Source organism: Streptomyces sp. E2N166, from assembly GCF_003671715.1.
Lineage (GTDB): Bacteria > Actinomycetota > Actinomycetes > Streptomycetales > Streptomycetaceae > Streptomyces > Streptomyces thinghirensis.
Genome location: NZ_RAIF01000032.1, coordinates 1,502,187 through 1,514,123 on the forward strand (window position 1 = coordinate 1,502,187; position 11,937 = coordinate 1,514,123).

Here is an 11,937-nt window from a genome sequence, read left to right on the forward strand (position 1 = left end):
GGGGAAACTCCCGCCCCCGCTCCCCGCCGCCACCGTCGACCCGGGAAGACCCGGCCGGTTCGCCACGACCACCGGCGAGTACAGGCTCGGCGCGGTGCGACTGCCCGGCTTCGCCGCCCCGGTCGAGATGCGCGGTCTGGTCGTCGCGCCCGAGGGAGCGACCGGCAGGCGCCCCCTCGCCCTCTTCCTGCACGGCCGACACGCCACCTGCTACGTCCCCGGCAAGGGCGACGACGCCGTCACCATGGAATGGCCCTGCGCCGACGGCGCCCGGCCCATCCCCAGCCACCGCGGCTACCTGAAGGACCAGAAGCTGCTGGCCTCCCAGGGCTACGTGACCGTCTCGATCTCCGCCAACGGCGTCAACGGCCAGGACGGCGACGTCGAGGACGGCGGCGCCCAGGCCCGCTCGTCGCTGGTGCGCTCGCACCTGGCCCGCTGGGCGGACTGGGCCGCGAGGCCCGCCGCGGCGCCGACGGCCGTACGCCGGGGCCCGGAGGCCGACCTGTCCCGCGTCCTGCTCGTCGGCCACTCACGCGGCGGCGAAGGCGTCGACAGGGCCGCCATGGACAGCCTCTACCCGCCGCCCGCGAGCCAGGACGGCCACAAGGGCCGGGCCCGCTGGAACATCCGAGGCACCGTGCTCATCGGCCCCACCGCCTTCGGCCAGAACCCGGTCCCCGACGTGCCGTCGCTGACGATCCTGCCGGGCTGCGACGGCGACGTCTCCGACCTCCAGGGACAGCTCTACGTCGACGGCACCCGCGGCGTGAGCCGGGGCCGGGCACTGCACAGCGCGGTCCACATCACCGGCGCGAACCACAACTACTTCAACAGCGAGTGGACCCCCGGCCAGTCCGAGGCGCCCGCCGCCGACGACTTCTGGGACGACCCCGAGGACCGCGACCCGGTCTGTTCCGTGGGCAGCCCCACCCGGCTCACCGCCGAGCAGCAGCACCGGGCCGGCGCGACCTACATCGCCACCGCCGCACGGCTGTTCGTCGCCGGTGACGACCGGGTGCGCGAGCTGATCGACGGCACCGGCCGCCGCGCCCCCTCGGCCGGCCCCGCGCGGGTGCTGACGCACGCGGTGGGGGCCGGCCGCGGTGCCGGATTCCTGCCGGACGGCGGGGTGACGGTGACCGGCGGACGACTGTGCTCCGCGATCGACCCCGACCCGGGGGCCGCATGCCTCGGCGAGGACGCGGGAGGTTCCTCACCGCACTTCGCCTACTGGCAGCCGGAACGAGAGACCGGCCGCAGCGCGATCGCCCTGGACTGGTCCGCACCGGGCACCGCCACCCGGATCCGCCCCGGCGTACCCGTCTCCCTGAAGGGTGCGAAGAGCCTCGCACTGCGCGTCATCGTCCCGCCCAACAGCACCGGCACCCGGCTCGACGTCACCGTCACCGACACCCGGGGCAGGCGTGCCACCCTCGGCCGCGTCCGCGCCGACGGACTGCCGGGCAGCGAACGCACCGCCTCCTACTGGGCGCAGGAACTGCGCGTACCCCTCACCCCCGCCGGCCGCGCGGGAGTCGACCTGCGCCGCGTCACCTCGCTGGAACTGACGCCGCGATCCCGCGCGGGCAAGGCGTGGCTGATGGACGCCCACGCCTGGCAGCCGGGCACCCCCCGGGTGCGGCCGGCACCGCTGGCCCGTGTCGACGTCGGCCGGACGGCGGTCAAGGAGGGCGACGACGGAGTGCGCACCTACCGCGTCCCGGTGCGCGTCTCCGGCAAGGGCGGCGGCACGGTCCGCACGTACGTCACCGATCCGGCGACCGGCGTGGCCGAACACCGGCTGGTGAACGTCCGTCCCGGCAGTTCCGGCATCGACGTGACGGTGAAGGTGGCGGGCAACAAGCGGTACGCCTGGGACACCTCGCACGACCTGCTCGTGAAGGCGGTCCGCGGATCGGTCGTCGGCTCCTACGCCGGCGGTGTCACCGTCGAGAACGACGACCCGATGCCGGAGACCGCCGTGAGCCCCGTCGCCGACGAGGTCGCCGAGGGACGGCCGCTGCGCTGGCGCGTCACCTTGTCCGAGCCCGCCGACGTCCTCTTCGGCACCACGCTGCTGCCGGTTCCGGACGACACCCGTCCGGAACTGTCCACCAAGGACGTCGACCCGGACTGGCTGCTGGAGAACGCCTGGGAGGTCCCCAACGGCGAGGTCCCGCTGTCCCGGCTGGAGTACCTCTCGCTGTGGGCCCTGGTTCCGCCGGGGGAGACCGAGGCCGAGGTGACGGTGCCCACGGTCCGCGACGAGGTCACCGAACCCGCCGAGCACATCGGGTTGCAGCCCACCGACGACGAGGGTGAGCCGCAGGGCCCGGTGCTGAACGGCACGGTGCTCGACGCGTCGTAGACGACCGGGCCGGCCCCGCACGCGGCTTCGGACCGTCCCGTCCGGAGCCGCGCGCGGGTGGCGCAGGTCACGTGTGAGGGCACCGCGCAGCGCGCACGATGACGCCATGCCCGTTGACACCGCCCTCACCGACCACGGCACGGCAGCCCTCCTGGGCGTGCGGATCGCCGACTTCTCCCGCGTCCTCGCCGGACCGTACGCGACGATGCTCCTCGCCGACCTGGGCGCCGACGTCGTCAAGGTGGAGCGGCCCGGCACCGGCGACGACACCCGGGCCTGGCGCCCGCCCGCCGACGCCTCCGGCACCTCCACCTACTTCCTGGGCGTCAACCGCAACAAACGGTCCGTCACCCTCGACCTCGCCACCGACGAGGGACGCGGCCGGGCCCGCGAGCTGATCGCCGGCTCGGACGTCGTGGTGGAGAACTTCCGCCCCGGCACCATGGAGAAGCTCGGCCTCGGCCACGAGGAACTGCGCGCCGCCGACCCGCGCCTCGTCTACTGCTCCGTCACCGGGTTCGGCACCGGCGCGGGCGCCGGACTGCCCGGTTACGACCTGCTGGTGCAGGCCGTCGGCGGGCTGATGAGCGTCACCGGCGAGCCGGAGCCGCACGGGGAACCGACCAAGACCGGTGTGGCCCTCGTCGACGTCATCACCGGACTGCACGCCACGGTCGGCATCCTCGCCGCCCTCCGCCACCGGGAACGCACCGGCGAGGGCCAGCTCGTCGAGGTCAGCCTGCTCGGCTCGCTGCTGTCGGCGATGGCCAACCAGGCCTCCGGCTACGTCGCGGCGGGCGTCGTACCGGGCCGGCTCGGCAACGCCCACCCGAGCATCGCCCCGTACGAGACCTTCCACACCGCCGACCGGCCGATCGCCCTCGCGGTCGGCAACGACCGGCAGTTCGCCGCGCTGGCCGCGCTGCTCGGCGTCCCGGAACTCGCCGACGACCCGAGGTTCCGCACCAACCCCGACCGGGTGGCGCACCGCGGTGAACTCCGGGCGCTCCTCCAGGACCGGCTGCGCACCCGCGGCGCCGACCACTGGGCCGGCGCGCTGCCCGCGGCGGGAGTGCCGGCCGGTCCGGTCAACGCCCTCGACGAGGCCTTCGCCTACGCCGAGCGGCTGGGCGTCGAGGCCGTCGTGGACGCCGGCGGTACCCGCCAGGTGGCCCATCCGATCCGTCTCGCCACCACCCCGGCGCGCTACCGTCTCGCACCACCTGAACTGGGCGAACACACCGCCGAGGTCTTCCCGGACGACGAGGGCGCGAGCACCTGACACCGGTCCGGCGTGGCCGTACGACTGAGCCGGGGGCGCCTGGGTACCCTCCGCCGCATGGCGGTGGAGGAGAGGACGGAACCGCCGCGCCGGACACCGGCGCGGCAGCGGACGAACCGCACGGTCGGCCGGGCGCTGGCCCGATGGGCGACCACGACCGATCACAAGGTGATCGGCAACCTCTACATGACGACGTCCTTCGGGTTCTTCCTCTTCGGCGGCGTCCTCGCCCTGCTGATGCGCAGTGAACTGGCCCGTCCGGGGCTTCAGCTGGTCACCAACCACCAGTACAACCAGCTCTTCACCGTCCACGGCACGATCATGATGCTGCTGTTCGCGACCCCGCTGTTCGCCGGCTTCGCCAACGCGATCATGCCGTTGCAGATCGGCGCCCCGGACGTGGCGTTCCCCCGGCTCAACGCGCTCTCGTACTGGCTGTACCTCTTCGGCGGCCTGATGGTGGTGGCGGGCTTCCTCACGCCCGGGGGAGCGGCCGCCTTCGGCTGGTTCGCCTACGCGCCCTTGAACAGCGCGGTGTTCAGCCCCGGCGCGGGCGGTGACCTGTGGACCATGGGGCTGGTGGTGACCGGCGTGTCCACCACCCTCGGCGCGGTCAACTTCATCACCACCATCCTGTGTCTGCGCGCCCCCGGCATGACCATGTTCCGGATGCCGATCTTCACCTGGAACGTGCTGTTCACGTCGATCCTGGTGCTGCCGGCCTTCCCCGTCCTCACCGCCGCGCTGCTCGCGCTGGAGGCCGACCGGAAGTTCGGCGCGCACATCTTCGACGCCGCGAACGGCGGGGCGCTGCTGTGGCAGCACCTGTTCTGGTTCTTCGGCCATCCCGAGGTGTACATCGTCGCGCTGCCGTTCTTCGGCATCGTCTCCGAGATCATCCCGGTCTTCAGCCGCAAGCCGATCTTCGGCTACGTCAGCCTGGTCGGCGCCACCATCGCCATCACCATGCTGTCCGCCGTCGTGTGGGCCCACCACATGTTCGCGACCGGGGCAGTGCTACTGCCGTTCTTCTCCCTGATGTCATTCCTCATCGCGGTGCCGACGGGAGTGAAGTTCTTCAACTGGATCGGCACCATGATGCACGGCTCGCTGTCCTTCGAGACACCCATGCTGTGGTCGACCGGCTTCCTGGTGACGTTCCTGCTGGGCGGCATGAGCGGTGTCCTCATCGCCTCACCGCCCCTGGACTTCCACCTGACGGACTCGTACTTCATCGTCGCCCATCTGCACTACGTGCTCTTCGGTACGGTCGTCTTCGCGATGTTCGCCGGCTTCTACTTCTGGTGGCCGAAGTTCACCGGCAAGCTGCTCGACGAACGCCTCGGAAAGATCCACTTCTGGACGCTCTTCGTCGGCTTCCAGACCACGTTCCTCGTCCAGCACTGGCTCGGCCAGCAGGGCATGCCCCGCCGCTACGCCGACTACCTGGCCGCGGACGGTTTCACCACGCTGAACACCATCAGCTCCGTCGGCGCCTTCCTGCTCGGCCTCTCCACGCTGCCGTTCCTCTACAACGTGTGGCGCACCCGCCAGTACGGCACGAGGGTGGAGCACGACGACCCCTGGGGCTACGGACGTTCCCTCGAATGGGCCACCACATGTCCGCCCCCGCGGCACAACTTCACGTCGCTGCCCCGGGTCCGCTCCGAGTCCCCGGCGTTCGACCTGCACCACCCCGGCATCGGCCGGCACGACCAGAGGCACGAACAGAGGAAGCAGTAGTGAGGAAACAGCAGTGAGGACCGAAGCGCGTCTGTTCACCGGCGTGGCGGCCTTCTTCGCCGTCACCGCGGCCGGGTACGGCTGGTTCTCCGAGGAACCGGCCGGCACCGCCGCACTGACCATCGCCTTTCTGATGGCCTCGCTCGTCGCGTTCTTCCTGCGTGTGCAGTACCGCAAGCGCGGCCTGCGGGCCCAGGACCGCGGTGACGCGGAGGTCCTGGAAACCGCGGGCCCACTGGAGTTCTTCCCGCCGCACAGCCCCTGGCCCATCGTCACCGCCCTCGGCGCCGTCGTCCTCGCGCTCGGCGTCGTCTACGGTCTGTGGCTCGCCCTGATCGGTTTCGGCGTGCTCGCCCTTGCCGTCCTCGGCCTCGTCTTCCAGTACGCCGGCCGGGGCGCTCAGCGCTCCAGCTCGTCGGAGGACGACTCCGGCCCGGACTCCGTCTCCTCAACGTCGACCCGGTCGCCGTAGTACCACTCGCTGAGCGCCGCCCGCACCCTCCCCACCCGCGGTGCGTCCTCGTCGGGCGCCGTCGGCGCCAGCGGCCCGGGCTCCTTCCGCGACCGCAGCACGTACCGCTCCTCGGCGTCGAGGGGCGCGTGGCTCTCGACGTAGCCGCCCGCCAGGGTCTGCACCAGGTCGCCCGTCTCCTCGCCCTCGGCCAGCCGCTCGCGCTCCCGCTCCTGCAACGCCAGGCAGACCCGCTTGGTCACCATGAAGGCGATCGGCGGCAGCAGCACCAGGGAGATCCGGAACACCCACGTCAGCAGGTTCAGCGAGACGTCGAAGACGTGGGCGATGATGTCGTTGGCGCCCGCCAGCAGGAGAACCCCGTAGAAGCAGATCGCGGCGACGCCCAGCCCGGTCCGCACGGGCTTGTCCCGGGGCCGGTCGCACAGATGGTGCTCCGCGTGGTCGCCCGTCACCCAGCGCTCGAAGAACGGGTAGGCGTACAGCACCGCGAACAGGGCGCCCGGCAGCACGACCGCGGGCACCAGCACGTTCCACATGACGGTGTGTCCCGCCACCTCCGTCTCGAAGGGCGGCATCAGCCGCAGCGACCCCTCCAGGAAGCCGACGTACCAGTCCGGTTGCGAGCCGAAGGAGACGATGTCGGGCCGGTAGGGGCCGTACGCCCAGATCGGGTTGATCTGCGCCACCGCCGCGAGCACCGTCAGGACGCCGAAGACCATGAAGAACAAGCCAGTCGAGTTCGTCATGAACTGCGGGAACATCGGCTTGCCCACGGCGTTGCGGTTGGTCCGGCCGCGGCCCGCCCACTGGGTGTGCTTCAGGTGGAAGACCAGGATCAGATGGAGCGTGACCAGCGCCAGCAGCAGCCCGGGGAGCAGCAGGATGTGCAGCGAGTACAACCGGGGGATCACGTCGTCGCCGGGATACTCGCCGCCGAACACGAACATGCTGATGTACGTCCCCACCACCGGGATGGACAGCATGATGCCCTGCGCGATGCGCAGCCCCGTGCCGGACAGCAGGTCGTCGGGGAGCGAGTAGCCGGCGAAGCCCTCGGCGAGCGCCAGCGCGAACAGCGTCACGCCGATGAGCCAGTTCACCTCACGCGGCCGGCGGAACGCCCCGGTGAAGAAGACCCGCAGCAGATGCACCCCGATGGCCGCCAGGAACACCAGGGCCGCCCAGTGGTGCAGTTGCCGGATCAGCAGCCCGCCGCGCACGTCGAAACTGATCTCCAGCGTCGACCGGTACGCCTCCGACATGCTCTGCCCGAGCAGCGGCTCGTACGACCCGTCGTAGACGACCTCCGTCATCGACGGCTTGAAGAACAGCGTCAGCCACACCCCGGTCAGCAGCAGCACAACGAAGCTGTAGAGGGCGATCTCGCCCAGGAGGAAGGACCAGTGCTCCGGGAAGGCCTTGCGCAGCAGCCCACCGCCCTCGGAGACGGGGAGGCGCCCGTCGGCCCAGTCGACGGTGTGTTCGGCCGCGTAGCGGGCCCGCGCGCCGGCGCGGGCCCTTCTTCTCTTCAACAGCACGGCGCATGGGTTCCCCGGCGCCCGTGCCGGAAACTACGCCCGTACCGGCGGAGGCTACGTACGGTCACCCTTCGGCTTGCCCGGCTGGTCCGGAGTGCCGTGCGGCGGCGGGGAGAACGGCTCCGGCGAGGTCGCGGGCGACACGGGGGAGCCCGCGCGGCCCTGCGACTGCTCCGGACGTACGGCGTCCGGGTCGCCCGAGGACGGCTCGGCGCCGGACCTCAGCTGCTCCAGTCGGGCCGCCAGCAGCTCCGTTGCGGGGATGCGGTCGGCGTGGGACCGTTCGTACGCCAGCAGATCCTCCACCTGCTCCGCGTCCAGCGACCGGATCCGGCTCTCCAGCCCTCCGATCGGCAGCTGGTCGTAGTCGGGCAACGGCAGGGTGTTGCGAGCGGGGTCGGCCATGGTTCTCACTTCCCTCTGTACGACCTGTACGACATCCTCGGGGATCAGCGTCCGCCCGGTCCGCCGCTGCCGAACGAACCGCTGCTGCCCTCGTCCCAGCGGGGCCGGTCCTGATCGGGGGCGGTGCGGCTGCCCTGGTGCCCGAGGTCGTGCGGCAGCGTCCGGTCGTCGCTCCTGGGCATCGCGTCGGGCTCCCGCCGCTCCCGCGTCTCGTGGACGGGCCCCTCATCGGGCATACGGGGCTGCTCCTCGGGACGCGGCGGCGGCGACTCCTTGCGCTTCTGCCGGCTGCCGAAGGCGAACGCGCCGATCAGCAGACCCACCACCACGACGGCCGCGGCACCGATCCCGATGCCGATCCCGCTGGAGCTCACCGCCAGGTCCATCCATGCGTTGGTCATGGGGCGCGGGTACCCCCGGTCCGGGCAAGCAACCAGCTCAGCCCGACCGGGAGGCTCGTGTCCGCGAACGGTTGGCCTTCCGGATCGCCGTGAGCAGGTCCGCCTTGGACATCCGGGACCGGCCCTCGACGCCCAGTCGCTTGGCGACGCCGTACAGGTGCTCCTTCGAGGCCTTCTCGTCGACGCCCTCGCCGCTGCGTCCACCCTGTCCGCGAGGCCGCCCGGACTGGGGGTCGGAGGGGCCCTTGCGGCCGCCCTCCTTGCGCTCCCAGTGGTCGCCGACCTTCTCGTACTTGTGCTTCAGCGCCCCGTACGCGACCCGGTGGGCGCGCTCACCCTCGCCGTACTCCTCCACGGCCGAGTCATGAGCCTTGATCCAGGTGCGCTGGGCCTCCCGGGGGGAGCGTTCCAGGGTCGACGGCAGTTCCTGTCGTCCCGGCATGTCGTGCACCTCCGCAGTGGTCGACGTCATCGCTGTCACCAGCTCGGGAAGGGTCCCGGGTGCCCGGCGGCGCACCGGGAAAACGGGCCGGAACCCTTGGGAACAACGGGCCCGGCGGTTTGGCGGACCCCGCAGCGGCAACCCGCGCGGTGTGACATCGACGACGACTTCCCAGCAGGAACTGTTCCGCTTCCTGGAGGACCGCTTCGCCTGTGCACAGGCATGCACCGAGTGCGCACGGGCGTGCGCGCTGCGGGCGAGCCTCGTGGACCCGGACGGGACCGAGAACCAGGAGCTCGTACGACGCAAGGGCATCATGTGCGCGGAGGTCTGCGACGCGACCTGCCGGGTGCTGTCCGAACAGAACCAGGTGGACGAGGCCGCGATCCGCGTCCAGCTGGAGTGGTGCCGGCAGGTGTGCCTGGAGAGCGCGCACGTCTTCGACGAACACCCGGGCGCCGAGGAGAGCGCGGAGGCCTGCCGCGCCTGCGCCCGGGCCTGCGGAGAGTTCCTCGCCACCCTGCGCTGACGCCTTGCGCCGAGGCCTTGGGGCCGGCGGACGCGAAGGCGTCAGCCTGCCGGTATGACGGCCACACGGACGGGTGATCGGGCGGCCGGGCGGGCGATCCGGGACTGTTCGGCCCCGGCTCGGTGACCTGGCAGGCGCACGGCGACCCGATGGCGGATCGCCGGCATCCGGGCCCTGTACCTCCAGGCCCTGCACCCGCGCGCCGTACGCGGCGTGATGCAGAACAGCGACTTCCGGCGCGACGCCTGGGGGCGCCTGACGCGCACCGCGAGCTTCGTCGGCACGACGACGTACGGCACCACCGAGGCCGCCGAGCGGGCCGGCGCCCGGGTGCGGAAGATTCACCGCATGCTCGGGGCGATGCACCCCGGTACGGCGCCGACGACCCCGCGCTGCCGCTGGGGGTGCCCTGCGCCGCGGGTGGCACATCTGGCGTACGACTCCCTACCGCGGTACGCGCACGAGCTCTACGGCAGACCGGCCTCCGCACCCGCCACCGCCACCCGGCGGCTGCGTGCCACCGGCGCCCTGCTGCGCGCCATTACCGCACGTCTGCGCTGGCAGCTGCCGCCCAAACACATCCTGCGCGCCAAGGCGAGGCTCGGACCGGCCGCGCGCCCGGCACCATACAAACTCGGACCATGGACCGCCATACTGGACCGGCCAGGGGAGGGCGGGGCGGACTGCTACGGGGGCGGGCGGCGAGATGGGGGACAGCACGCTGATCCAGGGCCGGTACCGGCTGCTGGAGCGGATCGGGCGCGGCGGCATGGGCGAGGTGTGGCGGGCGCGGGACGAGTCTCTGGGCCGTCGTGTCGCCGTCAAGTGCCTCAAGCCACTGGGCACCGGGCACGACCACTCCTTCACCCGCGTCCTGCGGGAGAGGTTCCGGCGCGAGGCCAGGGTGGCCGCCGCGCTCCAGCACCGCGGGGTGACCGTCGTGCACGACTTCGGTGAGTCGGACGGTGTGCTCTTCCTGGTCATGGAGCTGCTGGAGGGCCGTGACCTGAGCCGGCTCATGGAGGACAACAGACACCATCCACTGCCGGTGCCCGACGTCGTCGACATCGGCGAACAGGTCGCCTCCGCCCTCGCCTACACCCACGAACAGGGCATCGTCCACCGCGACCTGAAGCCCGCGAACATCGTCCGGCTCGCCGACGGCACCGTGAAGATCTGCGACTTCGGCATCGCCCGGCTCGGCCACGACGTCGGGTTCACCGCCCGGCTGACCGGCACCGGCATCGCCATGGGCACCCCGCACTACATGTCGCCCGAGCAGATCGGCGGCGACGACGTCGACCGGCGCAGCGACCTGTACTCACTGGGCTGCGTGCTCTACGAGATCGCCACCGGCGTGCCGCCGTTCGACCTCGACGACGCCTGGGCGATCCTCATCGGCCACCGCGACACCGAGCCCGAGCCCCCGCGCACCCGCCGCGCCGAACTGCCCGCCTACCTGGACCGCATCATCCTGGACCTGCTGGCCAAGAGGCCCGACCAACGCCCGGACGACGCTCGCGAGCTGGGCCGCCGGATCACCGCCGGCCGCGCGGCACCGGCGTACGTGCCGGCCGTTCCGGCGCCCCGGACGCGGACGCCCGAGCCGGTCGGGGGCCGGACCGCGCTGCCGTACTGGACCCACGGCATGACCACCGGCCTCAAGGCGACCGGTACCGGGCCGCGCTCCACGCCCCCGGACCCCGCCGCCGGCCTGTCCGGCGAGTGGATTCCGCGGCCGGCCGACGGCGAGGCCGCCGCACTCGCCCCCGCCCTCGCCCCCGACGAGCGATCCGCTCCGGCACCCGAGGAGGTCGCCGCGCTGGCCGGGCGGCACGGCGCCGGCCTGAGCCTGGGGCGGCTCGGCCGCTGGGAGGAAGCGGGCGAGGTGCACCGCGCGGTGGCCGACGAGCGCGAGCGCCTGCTCGGCCCCGACCATCCAGACACGCTCGCCAGCCGCTACGAGGTCGCCTTCACGCTCAGCCGCACGGGCCGCGCCGCCGACGCACTGCGCGCCTACAAACGTGTCGCCGAGGCCAGGATCCGGGTGCTGGGCCCCGACCACGCCGACACGCTCGCCGTCCGGCAGGAGATGGCGTACGCCCTGGGCCGGCTGGGCCGGCACACCGACGCCCACCGGGTCTACACGTCGGTCCTCGCGGCCCGCGAGCGCGTCATGGGCGCCGACCACCCCGACACCCTGCGCTGCCGGCACAACCTCGCCTTCAACCTCGGCCGGCTCGGCCGCCCCGAGGACGCCCACCGCATGGCCCGCGAGGTGGCCGCCGACCGCGCCCGCGTGCTCGGCCCCGAGCACCCCGACACCCTGGTCACCCGCTACGAGGTGGCCTACGAACTCAGCAGGCTGGACCGTTGGCAGGAGGCCCTGGTGACCTACCGGGAGGTCGCCGAGGCCCGCGAGAGCGCGCTCGGCCCGGACCACCCCGACACCCTCGCCGCCCGCTACGAGATCGGCATCAGCCTCGGCCGGCTCGGCCGCAGCACCGAAGCGCTGGCGCTCTACCAGGAGCTGATCGACGACCGCACCCGCGCCCAGGGCCCCGAGCACCCCGAGACCCTGCGCGCCCGGCACGGCCTGGGCGTCAACCTCGGCCGGCTCGGCCGCTGGGAGGAGGCACTCGCCGAGTCCCGCGCGGTGTGCGCCATCCGCGAACGCGTCCTCGGCCCTGACCACCCGGACACGCTGGTCAGCCGCCGCGAGGTCGCCGTCGGCCTGGGCTGGTTGGGCCG

Annotated in this window: 10 protein-coding genes and 1 pseudogene; 7 read left to right on the plus strand and 4 right to left on the minus strand. The window is 72.4% G+C overall.

Annotation, left to right across the window (positions count from 1 at the left end):
- The 4 genes from EBH09_RS33725 to EBH09_RS33740 form a co-directional block, all read left to right on the plus strand.
- Positions 1 to 2,371, plus strand: a 2,371-nt coding sequence (locus EBH09_RS33725; protein WP_238697520.1) for a hypothetical protein, incomplete at its 5' end; no start/stop codon positions are given.
- Between the two features lie 106 nt (positions 2,372 to 2,477).
- Positions 2,478 to 3,653 (plus strand): CoA transferase, encoded by a 1,176-nt coding sequence (locus EBH09_RS33730; RefSeq protein WP_121750611.1) that lies wholly within the window; start codon positions 2,478 to 2,480, stop codon positions 3,651 to 3,653.
- Between the two features lie 12 nt (positions 3,654 to 3,665).
- The gene (gene ctaD, locus EBH09_RS33735; RefSeq protein ID WP_121750612.1) at positions 3,666 to 5,396 is read left to right on the plus strand and encodes a cytochrome c oxidase subunit I; all 1,731 of its coding nucleotides are present in this window, start codon (positions 3,666 to 3,668) and stop codon (positions 5,394 to 5,396) included.
- Positions 5,397 to 5,409: 13 nt separating this feature from the next.
- On the plus strand, positions 5,410 to 5,868 hold the full coding sequence (locus EBH09_RS33740; protein WP_121750613.1) for a cytochrome c oxidase subunit 4: 459 nt from the start codon (positions 5,410 to 5,412) through the stop codon (positions 5,866 to 5,868).
- Here the strand turns inward: EBH09_RS33740 and EBH09_RS33745 are convergent.
- The 4 genes from EBH09_RS33745 to EBH09_RS33760 are packed head-to-tail and all read right to left on the minus strand — an operon-like array spanning position 5,796 to position 8,657.
- Positions 5,796 to 7,409 (minus strand): ubiquinol-cytochrome c reductase cytochrome b subunit, encoded by a 1,614-nt coding sequence (locus EBH09_RS33745; RefSeq protein ID WP_121750614.1) that lies wholly within the window; start codon positions 7,407 to 7,409, stop codon positions 5,796 to 5,798. The two genes, EBH09_RS33740 and EBH09_RS33745, sit on opposite strands and share 73 nt — an antisense overlap.
- Before the next feature lie 54 nt (positions 7,410 to 7,463).
- Positions 7,464 to 7,814, minus strand: coding sequence for a hypothetical protein (locus tag EBH09_RS33750; protein ID WP_121750615.1), 351 nt, complete (start codon positions 7,812 to 7,814; stop codon positions 7,464 to 7,466).
- A gap of 44 nt (positions 7,815 to 7,858) precedes the next feature.
- Positions 7,859 to 8,215 carry a DUF6479 family protein gene (locus tag EBH09_RS33755; protein ID WP_121750616.1) on the minus strand — a complete coding sequence of 119 codons (357 nt, stop codon included), beginning with the start codon at positions 8,213 to 8,215 and terminating at the stop codon, positions 7,859 to 7,861.
- A gap of 37 nt (positions 8,216 to 8,252) precedes the next feature.
- The gene (locus tag EBH09_RS33760; RefSeq protein WP_121751140.1) at positions 8,253 to 8,657 is read right to left on the minus strand and encodes a ChaB family protein; all 405 of its coding nucleotides are present in this window, start codon (positions 8,655 to 8,657) and stop codon (positions 8,253 to 8,255) included.
- Positions 8,658 to 8,808: 151 nt separating this feature from the next.
- On the opposite strand from EBH09_RS33760, the gene EBH09_RS33765 reads away from it, so the two are divergent.
- The 3 genes and pseudogenes from EBH09_RS33765 to EBH09_RS33775 form a co-directional block, all read left to right on the plus strand.
- A complete protein-coding gene (locus tag EBH09_RS33765) occupies positions 8,809 to 9,186 on the plus strand; it encodes a four-helix bundle copper-binding protein (RefSeq protein WP_121750617.1) in 378 nt (125 codons plus the stop codon).
- 149 nt (positions 9,187 to 9,335) lie between these two features.
- Positions 9,336 to 9,828, plus strand: a pseudogene (locus EBH09_RS33770) (oxygenase MpaB family protein); the annotation flags it as partial.
- A 64-nt stretch (positions 9,829 to 9,892) separates the two neighbouring features.
- On the plus strand, positions 9,893 to 11,937 hold a 2,045-nt coding region (locus EBH09_RS33775), incomplete at its 3' end, for a serine/threonine-protein kinase (RefSeq protein ID WP_153182758.1).